At 74.7% G+C, this 23,588-nt stretch carries 11 protein-coding genes; 9 read left to right on the forward strand and 2 right to left on the reverse strand.

What is annotated here, in order from left to right; translation table 11 throughout:
- Window positions 1–8 precede the first annotated feature (8 nt).
- Together AS857_RS12240 and AS857_RS12245 are read right to left on the reverse strand one after the other, a co-directional pair.
- Entirely contained in the window at window positions 9–650 is a 642-nt protein-coding gene (locus AS857_RS12240) for a MauE/DoxX family redox-associated membrane protein (protein ID WP_058043135.1), read from the reverse strand.
- Window positions 651–794: 144 nt separating this feature from the next.
- The gene (locus tag AS857_RS12245; protein ID WP_058043136.1) at window positions 795–992 is read right to left on the reverse strand and encodes a hypothetical protein; all 198 of its coding nucleotides are present in this window, start codon (window positions 990–992) and stop codon (window positions 795–797) included.
- Between the two features lie 904 nt (window positions 993–1,896).
- On the opposite strand from AS857_RS12245, the gene AS857_RS12250 reads away from it, so the two are divergent.
- From AS857_RS12250 to AS857_RS12290, 9 genes are all read left to right on the forward strand, one after another.
- Entirely contained in the window at window positions 1,897–2,718 is an 822-nt protein-coding gene (locus AS857_RS12250; protein WP_144440788.1) for a PLL family lectin, read from the forward strand.
- Window positions 2,719–2,982: 264 nt separating this feature from the next.
- The gene (gene argC, locus AS857_RS12255) at window positions 2,983–4,008 is read left to right on the forward strand and encodes an N-acetyl-gamma-glutamyl-phosphate reductase (protein ID WP_058043138.1); all 1,026 of its coding nucleotides are present in this window, start codon (window positions 2,983–2,985) and stop codon (window positions 4,006–4,008) included.
- A gap of 91 nt (window positions 4,009–4,099) precedes the next feature.
- Entirely contained in the window at window positions 4,100–5,251 is a 1,152-nt protein-coding gene (gene argJ / locus AS857_RS12260; protein WP_058043139.1) for a bifunctional glutamate N-acetyltransferase/amino-acid acetyltransferase ArgJ, read from the forward strand.
- The gene (gene argB, locus AS857_RS12265; protein ID WP_058043140.1) at window positions 5,248–6,183 is read left to right on the forward strand and encodes an acetylglutamate kinase; all 936 of its coding nucleotides are present in this window, start codon (window positions 5,248–5,250) and stop codon (window positions 6,181–6,183) included. Before argJ ends, argB begins: the two co-directional genes overlap by 4 nt.
- Window positions 6,180–7,376, forward strand: coding sequence for an acetylornithine transaminase (locus AS857_RS12270; RefSeq protein WP_058043141.1), 1,197 nt, complete (start codon window positions 6,180–6,182; stop codon window positions 7,374–7,376). The genes argB and AS857_RS12270 overlap by 4 nt, the downstream gene beginning before the upstream one ends.
- A gap of 148 nt (window positions 7,377–7,524) precedes the next feature.
- Window positions 7,525–8,943 (forward strand): lysine N(6)-hydroxylase/L-ornithine N(5)-oxygenase family protein, encoded by a 1,419-nt coding sequence (locus tag AS857_RS12275; RefSeq protein WP_058043142.1) that lies wholly within the window; start codon window positions 7,525–7,527, stop codon window positions 8,941–8,943.
- A gap of 358 nt (window positions 8,944–9,301) precedes the next feature.
- Entirely contained in the window at window positions 9,302–9,550 is a 249-nt protein-coding gene (locus AS857_RS12280; RefSeq protein ID WP_058043143.1) for a phosphopantetheine-binding protein, read from the forward strand.
- A 45-nt stretch (window positions 9,551–9,595) separates the two neighbouring features.
- Window positions 9,596–10,576 (forward strand): ABC transporter substrate-binding protein, encoded by a 981-nt coding sequence (locus AS857_RS12285; protein WP_058043144.1) that lies wholly within the window; start codon window positions 9,596–9,598, stop codon window positions 10,574–10,576.
- A gap of 78 nt (window positions 10,577–10,654) precedes the next feature.
- The gene (locus tag AS857_RS12290) at window positions 10,655–23,551 is read left to right on the forward strand and encodes a non-ribosomal peptide synthetase (RefSeq protein ID WP_058043145.1); all 12,897 of its coding nucleotides are present in this window, start codon (window positions 10,655–10,657) and stop codon (window positions 23,549–23,551) included.
- Window positions 23,552–23,588: the final 37 nt, after the last annotated feature.

Genomic DNA, 23,588 nt, shown 5'->3' on the forward strand with positions numbered 1-23,588 from the left:
CTCTGGGATCACTTGGAGTCGGTCCGGAGCCGGTTCGGAGCCGGCCGGGAGCCGGTTCGGAGCCGGTTCGGAGCCGGTTGGGAGTCGGCCGGAACCACCGGCCGCGGGGCGAGGCCCGGGGCCTCGCCGATGGGCCGGAACAGATCGAGGATGTCGTCGAGCGCGGCGACCAGCCCGCCCAGGAGCAGACCGCCGAGCACCGCCACAGTGGCGCCGCCCGGGGTGGTCGCCCCGGACACGGCGACGGCCGCCGCGCCGGTGACCGCCGCGGCCGTGAGGGCGAGGTTGCGCACGATGTGTCTCGGCCCCAGCGGGCTCGCCGAGGCGCCGAAACACCGGCAGGGCGTGCGCACTCCCCGCCGTACGGAGACCGCGATGGCGGCCGTGAAGACCGCCAGCAGCCCCGCTGCGATCACCAGTCCCGCCACCGTGGCGGCCGTCACCGGCACGGCGAGGCTCACGCACACCGCGCACTCGGCGGCCACCACGGCCCGGGCCACCGACCGGGCCCGGTGTGAGGGCATGATCCGCATGCCCTCCACCGAGACCACGAAGCGGTCGAACGCTCTTCGCCCCGTTGACTTGCCGAGGGACGAGGCGAAGAAGACCACGCCGATCAGACAGTGGATGCCGATCGCCAGATAGCCCACCTGGTTTTCCTCCTCCGGCTGTCGTCGTGGCGTTCCCGGTCGGGGCGGTTCGTCATCGCCGGCCGGGACTTTCATCCGGTCGGCAGGAGGGTGCTGTTCTCAGCGCCGTTCTCACTGCTGTTCCCGGTGCTGTGTTCGCGATCGTCAGCACTGACAGACGATCGTCGGACAGCCGTTGGAGTTGCAGCAGGCCCAGCAGGGTGCGTTGTAGCCGCACTTGCCGCTGCACTGCCAGCAGGCCGGGTAGTTGCGGCAGGCCAGGAGCTCGGCCGCCGCGGCATCGATCTCGGGCACGAACTTCCCGAGCAGGCGACTGCCCAGCTCGGTGAGCTTTGCGTACATCGACACACTCCTCACGTGATCAGAACTTGACCGGATGTGACCCGGGCTTGATCGGATCGGGTGTGAACCGGGTTGGGGCCCGGTGCTTACGCCGGTTGAGTCTCATCGCGCCGTGGCGGGGCGGATAGTGCAGTTTCCGCCGAGTGGACGCACCGGCCGGGACGGCCGGGCCGATCTCCGGGTGGCCCGAAGCGGCTCTTGCGGAGCGCGGGAGTTGTGGTTCCGGTGCGCGGGACCGCGGAGCGGGGCGAGCAGCCGGGCCCGGTGCACCCCTGCCCGGACCGGCACATTCCTCCGCCGGGGCTGAATCCGGGCCTCCGTGTGGACCGGGAGTGCGCGCACTGGCCAGCGTCGGTGCGCGCCGTGCATCTCCGCCACCGGCGGGCGGCGGCCGGGGAAGTGGAAGAGGCGCGTTCCGGCCGACGGTTGCGCACCGGCGCACAAGGGGCCGAGGAGGTGGTTCCGCTTCCCGGCGGGGCGTGGTAGGCCCGGCGCCCAGGCTTCGTTCAGGACTTCGTTGCAGCCCTCGCGCCGGGTGCGAAGGCGCCGCTGCGGACGGCATGTCGACGTCCGGCCCCTGTTCCTCGTAGTCCGTGCGGACGCACGTGCCGTTGTCATGTCCGGGTGCGGCGGTGTTCGTGCCGGGAATCGGGTTCCTGCCGGGCGGGCGCGACCGGGGCGCGGCGGGCCGGACGGCCTCCGGCTCCGGCGTCCGCAGCGGCGGTGACGTCGCGTTCTGCCCGGCGGCGCGGGAAGGCGGGCGGGCGGTCGTACCGAGGCCGGTTCTGTCCGGCCGGTCGCGTGGGCCGTGCCCGGGGCGCATCCGTGGGGTGGTGCTCCCGCGCCGGGTGAGCGGAACGCGAACGCATGTGTGAAGTGGCCTGCGTGGGGTACGTGTTCGCTCATGGGGAGAGCCTTCCGGAGTGTCACTCGTGCTGCTGTTGCGCTCGCCGTCGCCTGTGCAGGAGCTCTGGCCGCCGCGCCTGCGGCACCCGCGGCGCAGACCGCCGCCTCGGTGTCGGGCGGCTGCAGCATGGACCTCGGCGCGCAGGGCAACGCCACCGGTGCGTCCGGCAGTCCGGTCTCCGTTCCCCGTGCCGACGGCCGCGTCGATCAGTTCCAGGTGTTCCACGACTCCACCGCCACGCGAGGCCTGCCGTTCGTCTGGCACCGCGCGCAGTCGGCGCCCGGAGGCTCCTACGGGGCCTGGGAGCGGGTCAGTGCGGGTACGGTCGGCCCCAAGGCGGGCTTCGTGACCGCCGTCGAGAATGCGGCGGGCGGGCTGGAGGTGTTCTGGCTCGACCACGGAGGCTTCTGCCACTCCGTGCAGGGGCCGGCGGGCGGGCAGTGGTCCACCCCGGAGGACTTCGGTCTCCAGCCGTCCCCGTACCACGGCTTCCTCGCGCTCTTCAAAAGGTCGAACGGCACGCTCATAGCCATGGCCTCCTCCGGCAAGCCGGACCGCTCCATGGAGTCGCGCACCCAGCTGAGCTCCGACGGCGTCTGGCGCCCGGCGGTGGCCATGGGCAAGGTGCCCGAGACGGACGTCGGCCTGGGGCAGCCGAGCACCATCACCGAACTGCCCGACCGGCGGCTGAAGGTGACGGCCCGTGAGTGGAACCGCGACCGCTACTGGCAGACCACCGAGGTGGCCCCGAACGACGGGATACCCAGTGGGTGGTGGTCCTCGGAGTGGCAGCTCTGCGCCACGCCGCAGTGCGACTGAGGCGGGGCTCCGCCACCGTACGACCCCGCCGATGTGATCTTTCCGTCGAACGAAGTCGATCACTTGCCCGATGCAGGTTAGGTTAGCCTAAGCTAAGTCCCGCTTCGGGTGTCGTCCTGCACTCCTCGAGACCGCCTTGCCCTGCACGGCGGTGGTAGTGCTGCACGGAATCCGATGCCGGCTCGGCCTTTCTTCGGCAGACGGATTTGTGCACATCTGTACAGCTCCGTCCTGCCCTGGCAATGAACGATGCAAGGACGGAACATGGTGCGCACAGCTGTGGCGGGCGCGAGTGGATACGCGGGCGGTGAGTTGCTGCGGCTGCTGCTGGGGCATCCCGGCGTCGAGATCGGCGCGGTGACGGCCGCCTCCAATGCCGGACGGCCCGTGGGGGAGGTGCAGCCCCACCTCGCCCCGCTGGCCGGAAGGACCTTCGAGGAAACCTCCCCGCAGGTCCTCGCCGGGCACGACGTCGTCTTCCTCGCCCTGCCGCACGGTCAGTCCGCGGCACTGGCCCGCGAATTGGCCCCGGACGTCCTCGTCGTCGACTGCGGTGCGGACTTCCGGTTGAAGGACGCGGGGGAGTGGGAGCGGTTCTACGGTTCGGCGCATGCGGGCACGTGGCCGTACGGGCTGCCGGAGCTGCCCGGCGGGCGGGATGCGCTGAAGGATGCGCGGCGCATCGCTGTCCCCGGCTGTTACCCGACCGCGGTGTCGCTGGCGCTGTTCCCGGCGTACGCGGCGGGGCTGGCGGGGCCGGAGGCGGTGATCGTGGCGGCGTCGGGGACGTCGGGTGCGGGCAAGGCGGCCAAGCCGCACCTGCTCGGCTCCGAGGTCATGGGCTCGGCCGCTGCCTACGGCGTGGGCGGCTCCCACCGGCACACGCCCGAGATCGCCCAGAACCTCTCCGCGGCCGCCGGACGGCCCGTCAGCATCTCGTTCACCCCGGTCCTCGTGCCCATGCCCCGCGGCATCCTCGCCACCTGCTCGGCCCCGGCGCTGCCCGGAGTGACCGCCGACGCGCTCCGGTCGGCCTATGCGCAGGCGTACGCGGAGGAGCCCTTCGTCCACCTGCTGCCGGAAGGGCAACAGCCCACCACCGGAGCCGTGGTCGGCTCCAACACCGTGCTGGTGCAGGTGGCGCTGGACGAGGCGGCCGGGCGGATCGTCGTGGTGAGCGCGATCGACAACCTGACCAAGGGCACCGCCGGCGGCGCGGTGCAGAGCATGAACATCGCCCTCGGCCTCCCCGAGGAGCTGGGCCTGCCCGTCACCGGGGTGGCCCCGTGAGCGTCCGCCGGCTGATCGCGACCGTACTGGCACGACTGGTGCCGTGCGACCCCCTGGACGTCCGGGCCATGGGCGAGAACGAGGAGAAGCAGTGAGCGTCACCGCAGCGAAGGGATTCGCGGCCGCGGGCATCGCCGCCGGGATCAAGGAGAGCGGCAGCCCCGACCTGGCCCTGGTCGTCAACCGCGGCCCGCGCCTGACCGCCGCCGGCGTCTTCACCGCCAACCGCGTCAAGGCCGCGCCCGTGGTGTGGTCGCAGCAGGTCCTGGAAGGCGGCCGGGTCTCGGCCGTGGTCCTCAACTCCGGCGGCGCCAACGCCTGCACGGGACCGGACGGCTTCCGGGACACCCGCGCCACCGCCGAGAAGGCGGCCGAGGCGCTGGGGCACAGTGCGGGAGAGATCGCCGTGGCGTCCACGGGACTGATCGGCGTGAGGCTGCCGATGGACCGGCTGCTGCCGGGCATCGGCATAGCGGTCGGCGAACTCTCGGAGCTCGGTGGTGAGAAGGCCGCCATCGCCATCAAGACCACGGACACCGTGCACAAGACGGCCGTGGTCCAGGGCGAGGGCTGGACCGTGGGCGGCATGGCCAAGGGTGCGGGCATGCTCGCCCCGGGCCTGGCGACCATGCTGGTGGTCCTGACCACCGATGCTGACGTCGACGCCGCCGGTCTCGACGCCGCTCTGCGCGCCGCGACCCGGAAGACCTTCGACCGGGTCGACTCCGACGGGTGCATGTCCACCAACGACACGGTGCTGCTGCTCGCCTCGGGCGCCGCCGAAGTGACCCCCGCCCAGGACGTGTTCGCCGAGGCCGTCCGGGCCGTCTGCGACGACCTGGCCCGTCAGCTGATCGGTGACGCCGAGGGCGCCAGCAAGGACATCCGCATCGAGGTGATCAATGCTGCCACCGAGGACGACGCGGTCGAGGTCGGGCGCTCCATCGCCCGGAACAACCTCCTCAAGTGCGCCCTCCACGGCGAGGACCCCAACTGGGGCCGGGTGCTCTCGGCGATCGGTACGACGTCCGCCGCCTTCGACCCGGACAAGCTCAACGTGGCCATCAACGACGTCTGGGTCTGCCGGAACGGCTCCGTCGGCGACGACCGCGACCTCGTCGACATGCGCTACCGGGAGGTGCGCATCACCGCGGACCTGGCCGAGGGCGGCGAGTCCGCCGTCATCTGGGCCAACGACCTCACCGCCGACTACGTCCACGAGAACAGCGCGTACTCCTCATGAACAACAAAGCCCGTACCGTCATCGAAGCCCTGCCCTGGCTCCGGCGCTTCCACGGCAAGACCGTCGTCGTCAAGTTCGGCGGCAACGCCATGGTCGACGAGGAGCTGAAGGCCGCCTTCGCCCAGGACGTCGTCTCGCTGCGCTACGCGGGGCTGCGCCCCGTGGTGGTGCACGGCGGCGGTCCGCAGATCAGTGCGCAGCTGGACCGGCTGGGCCTGGAGTCGGAGTTCAAGGCCGGCCTGAGGGTGACCACGCCGGAGGCCATGGAGGTCGTCCGCATGGTGCTCGCCGGGCAGGTGCAGCGCGAACTCGTCGGCCTGATCAACCGTCACGGACCCTTCGCCGTAGGCATGACGGGCGAGGACGCCCACACGATGACGGCCACCAAGCGCTACGCCGACGTCGACGGCGAACGCGTCGACATCGGGCTCGTCGGCGACATCGTCGCGGTGGAGCCGGAGACGCTGGAGGCGCTCCTGGCCTGCGGCCGCATCCCCGTCGTCTCGCCCGTCGCGCGCGGCGCGGACGGCGAGATCTACAACATCAACGCCGACCTGGCCGCGGCCGCCCTCGCGGAGGCCCTGGGCGCCGAGAAGCTGATCGTCCTCACCGACGTCGAGGGCCTCTACGCGGACTGGCCCCGCAGCACGGACGTCATCCGCAGTCTGACGGCCGGTGAGCTGGAGGCCCTGCTGCCGCGCCTGGCCAGCGGGATGGTGCCCAAGATGGAGGGCTGCCTGCGGGCGGTGCGCGCCGGGGTGCGCACGGCACACGTCCTGGACGGGCGGGTCCCGCACTCCCTGCTGCTGGAGGTCTTCACGGGCGAGGGCGTCGGCACGGCCGTCGTCCCCGATCCACCACCGCCTGCAGCGGCCCTCGTCGCAGGGCCTGCCGGCCCCGCCGGTGCCGTCCGGGAGAGGGTTTCCGCATGAGCGGGCGACAGGCCCCGGCCCCGGGGCGGAGCGGCGCCGCACTGGCGGGCCGGTGGAAGGGCGCGCTGATGGACACGTACGGCACGCCTCCGCTGGCGCTGGTGCGCGGCCGGGGCGTGACCGTCGAGGACGCGGACGGCCGCACGTACCTCGACTTCATCGGCGGCATCGCCGTCAACGCACTGGGCCACGGGCACCCGGCGGTGGTGGAGGCGGTCGGCCGGCAGCTCGCCCTCCTCGGCCACGTGTCCAACCTGTACGTGGCCGAGCCGCCCGTACGGCTGGCCGAGCGGCTGCTGGAACTGGCCGGCCGCGAGGGGCGGGTGTTCTTCTCCAACTCGGGGGCGGAGGCCGTCGAGGCCGCGTTCAAGATCGCGCGGCGGACGGGGCGCACCCACATGGTCACCGCCGTCGGCGGCTTCCACGGCCGCACGATGGGGGCCCTGGCGCTCACGGGCCAACCCGCCAAGCAGGAACCCTTCCTGCCGCTGCCCGGCGAGGTGAGTCACGTCCCGTACGGGGACGTGGCGGCGCTGCGGGCCGCGGTGAGCGAGCGGACCGCGGCGGTGGTCCTGGAGCCCGTACAGGGGGAGAACGGCGTCGTGCCGGCGCCACCCGGATACCTGCGGGCCGCCCGGGAGATCACCGAGGCCGCCGGGGCGCTGCTGGTGCTGGACGAGATCCAGACGGGCATGGGGCGCACCGGGCACTGGTTCGCCCACCGGGCCGCGGAAGTCGAGCCGGACGTCGTGACCCTCGCGAAGGGGCTGGGCGGCGGGCTGCCGATCGGGGCCACCCTCGCCTTCGGGCGGGCCGCCGGACTGCTGACGCCCGGTCAGCACGGCTCCACGTTCGGCGGGAACCCGGTGACGTGCGCGGCTGCGCTCGCCGTGCTCGCCACCATCGAGGCCGACGGCCTGCTGGAGCACGTCCGGCGCGTGGGCGAGCGGCTGCGGGCCGGCATCGAGGCGACGGGCCATCCGCTGCTGCGCGAGGTGCGGGGAGCGGGTCTGCTCCTGGGCGTGGTCCTCACCGAGCCGGTGGCGGCACGTGCCCAACTCGCCGCCCAGGAGGCCGGGTTCCTGGTGAACGCGCCGGTCCCGGACGTCCTGCGGCTCGCTCCGCCGCTCATTCTCGCCGAGGAGCAGGCGGACGCCTTCGTGGCGGCACTGCCGGGGATTCTGGGCTCCTGACGCCCCGACTTGACACCCCACCTGGGCGGAAAGTTAGGTTAGGCTAACCTAAGCATCAAGTTCTTGGGTTGCCCCCACCACGCCCCTGACCTGCACAGCAGGCAGGCGTCGGCCTCGTGGGAACGAGCAACACAACGAAAGGATGAGCATGTCGGTACGGCGCGGGGACACCGCACACACGGGGTGCGGCCCCATCGAGGACCTGGTCGGCATAGGCTTCGGCCCCGCCAACCTGGCCCTCGCCATCGCGATCGACGAGCACAACCGCCGTAACCCCGGCAGTGCGATCCGCGCGGGCTTCCTCGAGCGCCAGCAGCGGTTCGGCTGGCACCAGGGCATGCTCATCGAGGGCGCCACCATGCAGGTGTCCTTCCTCAAGGACCTCGTCACCATGCGGGACCCCGGCAGCCGCTTCTCCTTCCTGCACTACCTGCAGGAGCGCGGTCGGCTCGCCGACTTCATCAACCAGAAGACGTTCTTCCCCACCCGCGTCGAGTTCCACGACTACTTCGAGTGGTGCGCGGGCGAGTTCGCCTCCGCCGTCGACTACGGCCGGACGGCCGTCGCCCTGCAGCCCGTACGGAACGACGGCGTCACCGAGTCCGTGGACGTCGTCTCCCGCAGCGTGCAGGACCCGGCCGACGAGAGCGTCCGCCGCACCCGCAACATCGTCCTCGGCACCGGCCTCACCCCGCGCCTCCCCGAAGGCGTCTCCCTCGGCCCGCACGTCTGGCACAACCGCGACCTGCTCTTCCGCGCCGCGGAGCTCACCGGCCGGCCGCACCGCCGCTTCGTCGTCGTCGGCGCCGGCCAGTCCGCCGCCGAGAGCGCCGAATACCTCCACCGCACCTTCCCCGACGCCGAGGTCTGCGCCGTCTTCTCGCGCTACGGCTACAGCCCCGCCGACGACAGCCCCTTCGCCAACCGCATCTTCGACCCCGCCGCCGTCGACCACTTCTACGACGCCCCCGAGGACGTCAAGCAGGCGCTGCTGGACTACCACGGCAACACCAACTACTCCGTCGTCGACGGCGAGCTGATCGAACAGCTCTACCGCACCGCGTACCAGGAGAAGGTCCAGGGGCGCGAGCGGCTGCGCATCCTCAACACCAGCCGGCTCACCGCCGTCGAGGACGTCCGCGGCGGCGGAGCGCGCGCCGTGATCCGCTCGCTCGCGTCCGGCGAGGACTTCACCCTCGACTGCGACGCCGTCGTCCTCGCCACCGGCTACCGGCCCGCCGACCCGCGCGAACTCCTCGGCGAGCTCGCCGAGGAATGCCTCACCGACGAGCAGGGCCGGCTCCGCATCGACCGCGACCACCGCGTGATGACCACCGGCCGGATCCGCGCCGGCATCTACCTCCAGGGCGGCAGCACCGAGCACACGCACGGCATCACGTCGACCCTGCTGTCCACGCTCGCCGTCCGCTCCGGGGAGATCTGCGAGTCGCTGGTGCGCGGTGTCCCGGCGGGCGCCCTCGCGGGCGCCGGTGCCGGTGTCCTTGCGGACGGGGGTGCCCGGGCGGACGGGGCGTCCGCCGACGAGCTGGCGGTCCAAGTCGGCTGAGCCGCGGGGGCGGTGGGGCTGGTGGGGCGTCCGGCCCGCGACCGCCGGGGCCGTCCCCCATCCGGCCCCGCCGGTCCGGCCGATCCGGCTGAGGCATCTGCTTCCGCCGCGACGGCGATCAGCGCCCTCGGCGCGTACCGGCGGTGCCGGACCGGCCGGGCCCGTGGGGCACCGCCGGGATCCGCCGTCGTGGTCGCGCGCCGTTGCGGCGGAGGGGAATGCCCAGGCGGTTTGGAACCGCCTGGTCCATCCCCACCCCGGCCCCGCCGACCCCGCTCACCCCGTACCCCCTCCGCGAAAGCCGCCCGTCCGCTCCGTCGTCCCTCCCCTCTTTTCTGTCTCTCCCGAAGGGATCCCCGTGCCCTCCCCGACCCTTTCCCTCGACTCCGTTCGTCTCGACGTCGCCGCCGTGCTCGGCGAGGAGCCCGCGGACGTTCCCGTCGACGAGAACCTGCAGGACCTCGGCCTCGACTCCATCCGCGTGATGACGCTCGTCGAGCGGTGGCGCGCCCACGGCCATGCCGTCGAGTTCGCCGAACTCATCGAGGCCACCCCCACCGTCCGCGGCTGGTACGAGCACCTGTCCGCCTCCGCGCCCGCCTCCTGACCTCCCGCCCGCCCCCTCACCCACGCGCACCGCCCTAGGAGAACCATGAACCCCCGTGCCGCCCGCGGCCGTACCGCCGTCGCCCTCGCCGGCGCCGCCGCCCTGCTGACCCTGACCGCGTGCGGCGGCAACAGTTCGAGCGCCTCCGAGGCCGGGGGCGGGGGCAAGGACGGGAAGGGCCGGGTGATCGAGGCGACCAACGGCAAGGTCACCGTGCCGGCCGCGCCCAAGCGCGTCGTCGGCATCTCCTACGCCACCGGCGCCCTGCTGGACCTCGGCGTCGAGCCCGTCGGCACCAGCGCCATCGACGAGAACAACCCCGTGGAGCTGCTGCCTTCGCAGACCGAGCGGGCCAAGAGGATCACCTCGATCGGCTCGGGCATCGAGACGAACATCGAGAAGGTCGCCTCGCTCAAGCCCGACCTGATCGTCGTCGAGGGCGCCACCGCCTTCGACTGGAACGTCAAGAAGCTCGAAGGCATCGCGCCCACGCTCTACTTCGGCATCAAGACGCCCGTCGACCTGCTCAACGCGCAGGAGAAGATCGCGCAGGCCGTCGGCAAGGAGGACGCCTTCACCAAGCTGAAGACGGACTACCGGCAGAAGGCCGAGAAGATCAAGAACACTTACGGGGACAAGCTCAAGTCCGTGAACTGGGCCGTCGCTTCCTCCTACGGCAACGGCGAGTTCATCGTCGACACCCGTACGTCGTGGGTGGGCCGCATCCTCGCCGACGTCGGCGCCAAGTTCGCCAAGGCGGCCGACGACGGCAAGGAGCACGAGGTGACCTACTCCCAGGAGAAGATCGAGGTCCTGTCGGACGCCGACGTGATCCTCGTACCGCGCGCGGCCGCCACCGGCGAGGTGTCCAAGGAGGTCAAGGAGCTCCAGGACAAGCCCTCCTGGAAGCTGCTGAAGGCGTCGAAGGACAACCGCGTCCTGCCGGTCACCTACGCCACCGCCGACCGCTACGGGACCTCGATCGACGTCCTCGACCAGATCGAGAAGGTCCTCAAGGGCCTCTAGCCCTCCCGGATCCCCCCGCCTCACTCCCGTACCACCACCCCCAACCTCCCCGTATCACGAACGACCCGGAAGGCCGGCATGTCAGAGGTGACCAGCGACGCAGGACGGATCCTGGAGCTCACGCGAGCCCAGGAGGGAGTGCTGGCGGCGCAGCGGATCGACCCCGACAACCCCAGCTACAACGTCGGCCAGTACGTGGAACTCCGGGGCGCGGTGGACACCGCCGCCCTGGAGGAGGCCCTCCGCCGCACCCTCGCCGAGGCCGACGGCCTGCACGTCCGGCTCGCCGAGCGCGACGGCCGCACCGTCGCGCTCCCGGTCCCCTTCGACGCCGCCGCCTGGCACCTGCCCCGCCTCGACACCACCGGCGCGGCCTCCCCGGTCGACGCCGCCGTGGAACTCGTCCGCGACCAGCTCGCCTGCCCGCCGCGCCTGGAGCCCACCGACGGCTCCGGCGCGGCTCCGGCCCTGACCGGCTCCCTGCTGGTGACCGTCGCCCCCGACCACCACCTGTGGTTCCAGTACTTCCACCACCTCGTCGTCGACGGCTACAGCGTCGCCCTCTTCACCCGGCGCGTCGCCGCCGTCTACACCGCCCTCGTCCGCGGCGAGGAGGTGCCCGCCTCCCCGTTCGAGCCCGTGGCCCGGCTGGCCGACGCCGACGCCGCCTACCTCGCCTCCGGAAAGCCGGACGACGACCGCGCCTACTGGACCGCCCGGCACGCCGGCCGCCCCCGCGTCACCGGTCTGACCGAGCAGACCGCGCAGGCCTCCCGAACCTCCTTGCGCCACCGCACCAGCCTCGGGGCCGAGCGCTCCGCCGCCGTCCTGGACTGCGCGGCCGCCGTCCGCGGCACCTGGGCGGAGGCCGCCACCGCCGCCGTCGCCGCCTATCTGCACCGCATGACCGGCACCACCGACGCCGTCCTCGGCATGCACTTCATGGCCCGCAGCGCCCCGGGCACCATGCGCGTGCCGGGCATGGCCGTCAACGTGCTGCCCGTCCGCCTCGCCGTCGAGGGCGCCGACACCCTCCCGGACCTGATCCGGCGCGCCGCGGGCGAACTCAAGGACGCCCGCCGCCACCAGCACTACCGCGGCGAGGACATCCGGCGCGATCTCGGCCTCGTCGGCAGCGACGAGCGGCTCCACGGGCCGATGCTCAACCTCAAGCCCTTCGACCTCGACCTGGACTTCGCCGGCATCCCCGGACACACGGTCAACCTCGCGTCCGGGCCGGTCGAAGACCTGTCGGTGTCGGTCAGCAAGAGCCCCGACGACGTCCTCCACCTGGAGTTCGACGCCAACCCCGCGCTCTACGACGCCGCCACCCTCGCCGCGCACGCCGAGCGCTGCACCGACCTCATGGGGCGCCTCGCCGCCGACCCCGCCCTCGCCCTCGACCGGGCGCGGCTCCTCGCCGACGGCGAGTACGAGAACGTCCTGCACACCTGGAACGCCACCGGCCACGCCGTCGCTCCGGCCACCCTCCCCGGGCTCATCGCCGAGCGGGCCGCGGCCGACCCCGGCGCGACCGCCGTCGTCTTCGAGGACGAGGAGACCAGCTACCGGGAACTGGAGGCGCGGGCCGACGCGCTGGCCCGTACGCTCACCGCCGCGGGTGCCGGCCGCGGCGCGATCGTCGCCGTGGCCGTGCCGCGCTCGGCCGAGCTGATGGTCGCCCTCCTCGGCGTCCTGAAGTCCGGCGCCGCCTACCTGCCGCTGGACACCGACTACCCCGCCGAGCGGCTCGCCGCCATGGTCGAGGACGCGGCCCCGGTCCGCGTCGTCACCGTCCCCGCCGTCCTCGACCGCCTCCCGCAGGCCGCCCGCGAGGCCGCGCTGCTGCTGGACGACGCGGCCGACGGCGCCCCCGGCACGGACGTCACGGCCCCCGGGCCGGACGACGCCGCCTACGTCATCTACACCTCCGGTTCCACCGGCCGCCCCAAGGGCGTCGTCGTCACCCACCGCGCCATCGTCAACCGGCTCGCCTGGATGCAGCACGCCTACCGGCTGCGCCGGGACGACCGCGTCCTGCAGAAGACCCCCGCCAGCTTCGACGTCTCCGTCTGGGAGTTCTTCTGGGCCCTGTGCGAGGGCGCCACCGTCGTCCTCGCCCGCCCCGAAGGCCACAAGGACCCCGCCTACCTGGCCCGGCTCATCGCCGACCGGCGCATCACCACCCTGCACTTCGTCCCGTCCATGCTCCGCGCCTTCCTGGAGGAGCCCGCCGCGGCCGCCGCCTGCGGGGGACTGCGGCGGGTCTTCTGCTCCGGCGAGGCCCTGCCCGGCGACGTCGTCGACCGCTGGTACGCCGCGCTGCCCGACGTGCCCCTGCACAACCTCTACGGCCCCACCGAGGCCGCCGTCGACGTCACCTACCACCGCACCGAGGCGGGTTCGGGCATCGTCCCCATCGGCCGGCCCGTGTGGAACACGCGCCTCTACGTCCTGGACGCGGCCCTGCGGCCGGTGCCGGTCGGCGTCCCGGGCGAGCTGTACCTGGCGGGCGACCAGCTCGCCCGCGGCTACCTCGGCCGGCCGGGCCTGACCGCCTCCCGCTTCGTCGCCGACCCCCACGGCGGCGACGGCGAACGCATGTACCGCACCGGCGACCTCGTCCGGTGGGCCCCCGGCGGCGTCGTCGAATACCTCGGCCGCACCGACGACCAGGTCAAGATCCGCGGCTTCCGCATCGAACTCGGCGAGATCGAAGCCGCCCTGGAGGCGCTCCCCGGCGTCGCCCAGGCCGCCGTCACCGCCCGCGAAGTCACCCCCGGCGGCGCGCGCCGCCTCGTCGGCTACGCCGTCCCGGCCGCCGGCGCCGGCCTCGACCCCGAGGCCCTGCGCACCGGCCTGGCCGCCACCCTGCCCGAGCACATGGTGCCCCCCGTCGTGATGCTCCTGGACTCGCTGCCCCTGAGCCTCAACGGCAAGCTCGACCGCAAGGCCCTGCCCGAGCCCGCCCCCGCCGCGGCCGCGGCATCGCGCCCGCCGCGCACCGAGGCCGAGCGGGTGCTCGCCGCCCTCGTCGCCGAGATCCTCGGCCTGGACGCCGTCGGCGCCGACGACAACTTCTTCTCCCTCGGCGGCGACAGCATCTCCGCCATCCAGCTGGGCAGCCGCGCCCGCCAGGCCGGCTGGGGCATCACGCCCCGCGTGGTCTTCGAACGCAAGACGGTCGCCGCCGTGGCGGCCGTCGCCGAGCGGCTCGACGGCGACGCCGCCCCCGCGGACCTCCGCGAGGACGCGACCGGCCCGATGCCGGCGACCCCCATCACGGAGTGGCTGCGCGCCCGCGGCGGCCCGATCCGCCGCTTCGCCCAGACCACGGTCGTCACGCTCCCGCCCGGCCTCGCCCCCGAGCGCCTCACGAAGGCTCTCGCCGCTCTGACGGAGCGTCATGACGCGTTGCGGATGCGACTGGTGCCGGGCGGTGGCGGTGACGATGCCGCGCCGGAGTCCGCTCCCGCGGGCGACACCGCCGTACGCGGTGCCCTGGCCGGAGCGACGCCCGCCGCCGACCTCGCAGGGGCTGCTTCCGCCGACGGCGGCCGTAGCCGGTCCGCGGCCGGTCCGGAGTCCGCCGCCGAGGGCCGTCCCGGCTCCGGTGGCCACGGTGGGATCGCCGATGCTCCTGGCGCCGGGGTCCCCGTTGCCGCAGGGGCCGCCTCCGTCGGCGCCCGCCGCCGGTCCGCCGCCGGGCCGCAGTCCGCCCCGGCCGTAGCTGCAGTCCGTCCCGACTCCGGTGGCTACGGCGGCATCGACGGTGCCCCCGGCGCCGGGGACTGGGTCACCGAGATCCTCCCCCTCGCCGCCGCCCCCGACGTCGTCCTTCGCCGCGCCGACCTCACCGGCACGCCCGCCGACGGGATCGACGACGCCCTGGGCCGCGAGCGGGACGCCGCTGCCGACCGGCTCGACCCCGCTGCCGGCGTCGTCCTCGCCGCCACCTGGTGCGACCTGGGCCCGGACACCCCCGGGCGGCTCGTGCTCGCCGTGCATCACCTCGCCGTCGACGGCGTCTCCTGGCGCATCCTGCTGCCCGACCTGCGCGACGCCTACGAGGGGCGCGAACTCGCCCCCGCGAGCACGCCCTTGCGCCGCTGGGCCCTCGGCCTGAACGCCGCCGCCACCGGCGACGCCGTCCGCGCCCAGCTGCCGCTCTGGCAGGAGATCCTCGCCCCGGGCGCCGGGCCCCTGCTCGGCCAGCGGGCCGTCGACCCGGCCCGGGACACCGTCGGCACCAGCCGCACCCTCCGCCTGACCCTGCCCGCCGAGCGCACCGCGCCGCTCCTCGACCGCGTGCCCGCCACCCGGCGCGCAGGCGTCGACCACGTGCTGCTCACCGGACTGGCCCTCGCGTTCGCCGGCCGGCAGCGCGACCTGCTGATCCGCATGGAGGGCCACGGACGCCAGGACCACCTCGTGCCCGGCGCGGACACCGCCCGCACCGTCGGCTGGCTCACCAGCGAGTTCCCCGTACGCCTGAGCCTCGACGGCATCGACCTCGCCGACGCCGCCGCCGGCGGCGAGGCCGCGGGACGGGCGCTCGCCCTCGTCAAGGAACAGCTGCGCGCGCTGCCCGACGACGGCACCGGTTACGGCCTGCTGCGCCACCTCGACCCCGCCGCACGCACCGTGCTCGCCGCGTACCCCGCCCCGCAGCTGCTCTTCAACTACCTCGGCCGGTTCACCACCGACGACAGCCCCTGGAGCACCGCGGGCGACGCCTTCGCCGCGAGCGCCGACCCGGAGCTGCCCGCCCTCCACGCCCTGGAGATCGGCGCGTTCGTCCACGACCGGCCCGCGGGCCCCGAGCTGACCGCCGTCCTGACCTGGCCGGAAGGCGTCCTCGCCGAGGACGCCGTGCACGAGGTCGCCGACCGCTGGTTCCGCGCCCTCGACGCCCTGACCGCCTACGCCGCGCGCCCCGGCGCCGGCGGGCTCACCCCCTCCGACGTGCCGCTCGCCGGCATCGGCCAGGACGCCCTCGACCGCGTCCTGGCCGCCCGCCCCGGCACCGCGGACGTCCTGCCGCTCTCCCCGCTCCAGGACGGGCTCCTCTTCCACTCCCTCTACGAGACCGCCGCCGACGACCTGTACACCTCGGTCACCGGCCTGGACCTCACCGGCCCGCTGGACGAAGCGGCCCTGCGCCGGGCCGTCGACGCCGTCGTGGAGCGCCACCCCGCCCTGCGCGCCGGATTCGACCACACCAGCGCCGACCGGCCGCTGCAGACCGTCGCCGGGCAGGTCACCGTCCCGTGGACCGTGCACGACCTCACCGGCACCCCGGCCGGCGACCTCGACGCCGCCGTGGACGCCGTCGAGACCGCCGAGGCCACCGCGCCCTTCGACCTCACCCGGCCGCCCCTGCTGCGCTGCGCCCTGCTGCGCACGGGCGACGAGCGGCACCGCCTCGTCCTGACCCGCCATCACATCGTGATGGACGGCTGGTCCACGCCCGTCATGCTGCGCGAGATCATCAGCGCCTACGCGGCCGGCGGCGACGCCTCCGCCCTGCCGCCCGCCGCCTCCTACGCCGACCACCTGGCCTGGCTGGCCCGCCAGGACGACACGGAGCACGCCACGGCCTGGGCCGGGGCCCTGGACGGCCTGACCGCCCCCACCTTGCTCGCCGAGACCCTGGCCGCCGAGGCCCCTATGGACAGCGGCACGCGCGCCGGCGAGGTGGACCTGCCGCTGCCCGCGCAGACCGCCACCGCGCTGACCGCGCTCGCCCGCAGCCACGGCCTGACCCTCAACACCCTCGTGCAGGGTGCCTGGGCCGTCCTGCTCAGCCGTCTCACGGGCCGCACGGACGTCGTCTTCGGCGCGACCGTCTCCGGCCGCCCCGCCGACGTGCCCGGCGTCGAATCGATCGTCGGCCTGTTCAGCAACACCGTCCCCGTGCGCTTCGCCCTGGACGAGGACGAGACCGTCGCCGCCGCGCTCGCCCGCCTCCAGGAGCAGCAGTCGCGGCTGCTCGACCACCAGTACGCGGGCCTCGCCGGGATCCAGGCGCAGGCCGGGCTCGGCACGCTCTTCGACACCCTGCTCGTCTTCGAGAACTACCCCGTCGACCCCGACGAGCTCACCGCCGCCGACCCGGCGGGCCGCCCGGGCCGCCTGCGTGTCACCGGCATCGGCAACCGCGGCGCCACCCACTACCCGCTGACCGTCCTCACCCTCCCCGGCGACGCGCCGCGCATCACCGTCGAGTACCGCCCGGACGCCTTCACCGCCGACCGGGCCGCCGACCTCGGCCGGCGCCTGCTGCGCCTGCTCGCCGCCATGGCGGACCGCCCGGGGGCCACCGTCGGCTCCCTCGACGTCCTCGCCCCGGCCGAGCGGCACACCCTCCTGCACACCTGGAACGCCACCGCGCGCGACGTGCCCGAGGGCACCGTCGTGGACGCCTTCGAGGCCCAGGTGGCCACGACCCCCGGCGAGACCGCCGTCGTCTGCGGCGACGAGCGCCGCACCTACGCCGAACTCGACGCCCGCGCCGACGCTTTCGCCCGCCGCCTCGCCGCCCTGGGCGCAGGCCCGGACACGGTCGTGGCCCTGGCCCTGCCTCGCTCGGCGGAGCTCGTCGCCGCCGTCCTCGGCACGCTCAAGTCCGGCGCGGCCTACCTGCCCGTGGACCTCGACCACCCGGCCGAGCGCGTCGCCCTGATGCTGGAGGACGCCGCCCCCCTCGCGGTCCTGACGACCCGTCCGACCGCAGGGCGCCTGCCCGTCCTGACCGGGGACGGCTTCACGACGCTGTACGCGGAGGACGTCGCGGACGGCACCACGGACGACGACGCGGACGTCACGCTGCAGCGGCCCGCCCCCGGCGACCTCGCCTACGTCATCCACACCTCCGGCTCCACCGGCCGCCCCAAGGGCGTCCAGGTGCCGCACCGCGGCCTGGTCAACATGCTCGACCACCACCGCTCCACCGTCTTCGCTCGCGCCGTCGAGGCCGCCGGGGGCCGCCGCCTGCGCGCCGCGCACACGGCCTCGTTCTCCTTCGACTCCTCCTGGGAGCAGCTGCTCTGGCTCATCTGCGGCCACGAACTCCACGTCTACGACGAGGAGCTGCGCCGCGACCCGCAGGCGCTGGCCGCCCGCCTGCGCGCCGACCGCATCGACACCCTCGACGTCACCCCGTCCTTCGGCCGGCAGCTCGTCGAGTGGGGCCTGCTCGACGGCGAAGGCGAAGGGGAGAGCGACGGCGACGGCCACCGACCCGTCCTCTTCCTCCTCGGCGGCGAAGCCGTCGACGACGCCCTGTGGACCCGCATCCGCGAGACGGAGGGCGTCATCGGCCACAACTTCTACGGCCCCACCGAATACACCGTCGACACCCTCGGCGCCGCACTGGACGACAGCCCCACCCCGTTCGTGGGCCGTCCCATCGCCAACACCCGCGTCCACGTCCTCGACGCCCGCCTGCGGCCCGTCCCGGCCGGCGTCCCCGGCGAGCTGTACATCGCCGGCCCCGGCCTGGCCCGCGGCTACGGCGGCCGCCCCGCGCTGACCGCTTCCCGCTTCGTCGCCGACCCGTTCACCGGCAGCGGCGAGCGCATGTACCGCACCGGAGACGTCGTCCGGTGGCGCGCGGACGGCACCCTGGACTACCTCGGCCGCGACGACGACCAGGTCAAGATCCGCGGCTTCCGCGTCGAGACCGGCGAGATCGAAGCCGCCCTGAACGACCTGGAGACCGTCGCCCAGGCGGCCGTGCTCGCCCGGGCGGCCGACAGCGGCGTCAAGCGCCTCGTCGCCTACGTCGCCCCCGCGCCCGGCGCCTGCGCCGACCCCGCCGCGCTGCGGGCCGCGCTCGCCGCGCGCCTGCCCGAGTACATGGTCCCGTCGGCCGTCGTCGTCCTCGACGCGCTGCCCCTCAACGTCAACGGCAAGCTCGACCGCCGGGCCCTGCCCGAGCCCGGTGCCGCCGACTTCGCCGCCGGCGGCACCGGCGGGCGCGCACCGCGCGACGAGCGCGAGGCCCTGGTGTGCGGCGCGTTCGCGAGCGCCCTCGGCCTGCCCTCCGTCGGCGCCGACGACGACTTCTTCGCCCTCGGCGGCCACTCGCTGCTCGCCACCCGCCTCGTCGGCCGCATCCGCACCGCCCTGCAGCGGCACACCACGGTCCGCGACCTGTTCGAGGCCCGCACCCCCGCGGCCCTCGCCCGCCGCCTCGACGCCACCGGCGCCGACCGCCCCGGACCCGCCGCCCGGCCCCGCCCGCAGGAGGTGCCGCTGTCACCCGCCCAGGCCCGGCTGTGGTTCCTCCACCAGCTCCAGGGCCCGAGCACCGCGTACACCATCCCCTGCTCGCTGCGCATCGACGGCGCGCTCGACGCCGGGGCGCTGCGCACCGCCTTCGCCGACGTCGTCGCCCGCCACGAGGCGCTGCGCACGGCCTTCCCCGAAACCGACGGCCGCCCCCGGCAGAAGGTGCTGACCCCCGAGGAGGCCCACGTACCGTTCGAGGTGCGCGAGGTGGCCCCGGAGCGGCTGGAGGAGGCCGTCGCCGAGGCCGGCGCCCGCGCCTTCGACCTCGCCGCCGCACCCCCGGTCCACGCCACCTTGCTGACCGCAGGCGCCTCCACCCACGTCCTGTGCGTGGCCCTGCACCACATCGTCGGCGACGAGTGGTCCGAAGGGGTGCTGCTGCGCGACCTCGACACCGCCTACGCGGCCCGCCGCCGCGGGAACGCCCCCGTCTGGCCTTCGCTGCCGGTGCAGTTCGCCGACCACACCCTCTGGCAGCAGGAGCTGCTGGACGACCCCGCGGGCGCCGAGCGCCTCACCGCGTACTGGACCGAGCGCCTCGCCGGCCTGCCCGACGAGCCGGCCCTGCCCGCCGACCGCCCGCGTCCGGCCGAGCCGAGCGGCCGCGGCGGCGCCGTCCGGCTGCGCCTGCCCGACGCCCTGCACGGCGCGCTGCGCGACTACGCGCACCGCACCGGCGTCACCCCGTTCATGGTCACCCAGGCGGCCGGAGCGCTGCTGCTGGGCGCCCTGGCCGGCAGCACCGACGTCGCCCTCGGCACCCCGGTCGCCGGACGCGCCGACGAGGCCGTGGAGAACGTCGTCGGCTTCTTCGTCAACACCCTGGTCGTGCGCCACGACCTGAGCGCGCCCGAGGGCGGCGCCGCGCCCACCTTCGACCAGCTGGTGGAGCGGGCACGGGAGACCGTGCTCGGCGCGCTCGCCCACCAGGACCTGCCGTTCGACCGCCTGGTCGAGATCGTCAGCCCCGAGCGCTCGCTGGGCCGCCACCCGCTGTTCCAGGTGATGGTCCAGCACCGCAAGGAGGCCGCGGGCCTGGACGCCCTGCTCGGCGCCCGCACCGAGCTGCTGCCCGACCCGCTGCACGCCGCCCGCTTCGACCTGGCGTTCACCTTCGTCGAGTCCGCCGACGGCGCGCACACCGACCTCACCGTCATCCACGCCGCCGACCTGTACGACCGCGGTACCGCCGAGCTGCTCGCCGACCGGCTGCTGCACGTGCTGGACCAGGCCCTCGCCGCGCCCGGCCGCCCCGTGGACCGCGTCGAGGTGATGAGCCCGGGCGAGAGCAGGGCCCTCGCGGAGGAGTGGAACGCCACCGGGCGTACGGTGCCGGCCGGCACGCTCGTCACCCGGTTCGCCGAGCACCTGGCCGCCACGCCCGACGCCACCGCCGTCCTCCACGCCGACCGCACCCTGACCTACCGTCAGCTCGACGAGCAGGCGGGCGCGCTGGCCGCCGAGCTCGCCGCGGCCGGTGCCGGACCCGACCGCATCGTCGCCGTGGCCGTGCCGCGCTCCGCCGAGCTGATGGTCGCCCTCCTCGGCGTCCTCAAGTCCGGCGCCGCCTACCTGCCGCTGGACCTCGACTACCCCGCCGAGCGCCTGACCATGATGGCCGAGGACGCCGCACCGGTCTGTGTGGTCACCGTCGGGGGCGAGCGCGGCAGGCTCCCGCACCTGGACGGCGTGCCCGTCGTCCTCGCCGACCGGCCCCGTACGGCACCGGTCCCCGCACCGGCCTCCGCACCGGCCGCGGCCGGGCCGCAGCACGCCGCGTATGTCATCTACACCTCGGGTTCCACCGGCCGCCCCAAGGGCGTCGTCGTCACCCACCACGCCGTCGTCAACCGCCTGGACTGGATGCGGGAGACCTACGGCATCCGCCCCGAGGACCGGATCCTGCAGAAGACCCCGGCCAGCTTCGACGTCTCCGTCTGGGAGTTCTTCCTGCCGCTGGTCAGCGGCGCCGCCGTCGTCCTCGCCCGGCCCGGCGGGCACCGCGAACCCGACCACCTCGCAGAGGTCGCGGCGCGCACCGCCGTCACCACCGCGCACTTCGTCCCCTCCATGCTCACCGCGTTCACCGCGGCCGCCGAGCAGGACGAGGCGATCCGGGCGGGCTTCGCCGGCGTCCGCCGCGTCTTCTGCTCCGGCGAGGCCCTGCCCGCCGCCGCCGTCGACCGCTTCGCCGCCCTGTGGCCGCACATCGAACTGCACAACCTGTACGGGCCCACCGAAGCCGCCGTCGACGTCACCCACCACCGGGCCGAGCCCGGCGCCGGCGTCGTCCCCATCGGCCGCCCCGTGTGGAACACCCGCCTGCACGTGCTGGACGCGGCCCTGCGCCCCGTCCCCGTGGGCGTGCCCGGCGAGCTCTACCTCGCCGGGGACCAGCTGGCCCGCGGCTACCTCGGCCGCCCCGGCCTGACCGCCTCCCGCTTCGTCGCCGACCCCTCCGGCAGCGGCGAGCGCATGTACCGCACCGGCGACCTCGTCCGCCGCCGGGCCGACGGCGCCGTCGAATACCTCGGCCGCACCGACGACCAGGTCAAGGTCCGCGGCTTCCGCATCGAACTCGGCGAGATCGAGGCCGCCCTGAGCGCCCTGCCCGCCGTCGCCCAGGCGGCCGTCACCGCCCGCCCCCTGGCACCCGGCGGCGCCCCGCAGCTCGTCGCGTACGCGGTCCCCGCCCCGGGCGCGGACCCCGGGCCGCAGCACCTGCGCGACGCCCTCGCCGAGCGGCTGCCCGAGCACATGGTCCCCGCGTCCGTCACCCTCCTGGACGCGCTGCCGCTGAGCGTCAACGGCAAGCTCGACCGCAAGGCCCTGCCCGAGCCCGCCCGCGCCACCGCCCGCCCGGCCGTCCCCGCGCGGCACAGCGGCAGCCCGGCCGCCGCCATGGCCGAGGTGTTCGCCGGCATCCTCGGCCTGCCCGAGGTCGGCGAGGACGACAACTTCTTCGCCCTGGGCGGCGACAGCATCGTCTCCATCCAGCTCGTCAGCGCCGCCCGCAAGGCCGGCTTCACCATCGCGGCCAAGGACGTCTTCCAGCACCCCACCCCGGCCGCCCTGGCCGCCGCGGGCCGCCGCGAGGACGACGAGCCGGCCGGCACCCAGGCAGCGCCTGCGATCGAAGAGGACGGCGAACTGCCGCCCCTGCCCGTCGTGCACTGGCTGCGCGAACGCGGCGGCCCGATCGACCGGTTCAACCAGTCCGTCCTCCTCACCGTCCCTGCCGGGCTCCGGACCGGGCCGCTCCGCGAGGCGCTCGCCGACCTCGCCCGCAACCACCCCGCCCTGCGCCTGCGCCTGGACCGCACCGGCGGCCTGTGGACCCAGGAGGTCCTGCCCGCCGCCCAGGCCCCCGCCGTCACCGACCCGGCGGTACTGCGCCGCGCCGACATCACCGGCCTGGACACGACCGCCCTGCACGACCTGCTCACCAAGGAGGCCGACGCCTCCGCCGCCGCACTCGACCCGGACACCGGAACCGTCCTGCGCGCCCTGTGGTGCGACGCGGGGCCCGCGGCGGACGGACGGCTGCTCCTGACCGTCCACCACCTGGCCGTCGACGGCGTCTCCTGGCGCATCCTGCTCCCCGAGCTCGCCGACGCCTACGCCGCCCGCGCCGCGGGCCGCGCCCCCGCCCTCGACCCCGAGGCCACCGGGCCGCGCGCCTGGGCCGCGCAGCTCCTGCAGCACGCCCACACCCGCACCCGCACGGCCGAAGCCGCCTACTGGCGCACCGCGCTGGCCGGGCCGCAGGCCCCGCTCTCCCGCACCGCCGCCGACCCGCGCCGCGACACCACGGCCACCCTGCGCACCCTGCGCAGGACCCTGCCCGCGGACCGCACCAGGCCGCTCCTGACCGCCGTCCCGCAGGCCTTCTCGGCCGGAGTGGACGACGTGCTCCTCGCCGCCCTCGCCCTGGCCGCCGCCGACTGGCGCCGCACCGGCAACCCCGCCCTGCCCGCCGCGTACACCGGCGCCCTGCAGATCGACCTGGAGGGCCACGGGCGCGGAGGCAGCGACACGGCGGGCCTCACCCCGGACCTGTCGCGCACCGTCGGCTGGTTCACCACCGTCCACCCCGTCCGCCTGGACGTGAGTGCCGTGGACCTCGCCGACGCCCTGGCCGGCGGCCGGCAGGCCGGGGCCGCCCTCAAGCAGGTCAAGGAACAGCTGCGGGCGGTCCCCGACCGCGGCCTCGGCCACGGCCTCCTGCGCCACCTCAACGCCCAGACCGCTCCCGCCCTGGCGGCCCTCCCCGGCTCGCAGCTGCTGTTCAACTACCGCGGCCGCACCGACCGTCAAGCCGGCGCAGGCAGCTCCCGTCACTGGGCCTTCGCCCCGGACGCCGAGCGGGCCGCCGTCGCCGAGGGCGCCGCCCCCGACGCCGCGATGCCCGCGCCCTACCCGCTGGAGATCGACGCCGTCGTCGTCTCCGGCGCCGACGGCCGGCCCGAGCTGGCCGTCGAGTGGAGCTGGCCGCACGCGCTGTTCGCCGAGGAGCAGGTCGCCGCCCTCGCCACGCGCTGGTTCGACGCCCTCGACGCGCTCGCCCGGCACGCCGAAGGCCCCGGCGCGGGCGGCATCACGCCCTCCGACGTCCGCCTCGTCTCCCTGGACCAGGCCCGCATCGACCGCCTGGAATCCCGCCTGCGCAGGCGCCGATGACCGGCCGCCGCACCCACGAACCGACCCCTGCCGACTC

Source organism: Streptomyces roseifaciens, from assembly GCF_001445655.1.
Classification (GTDB): Bacteria; Actinomycetota; Actinomycetes; order Streptomycetales; family Streptomycetaceae; genus Streptomyces; species Streptomyces aureoversilis.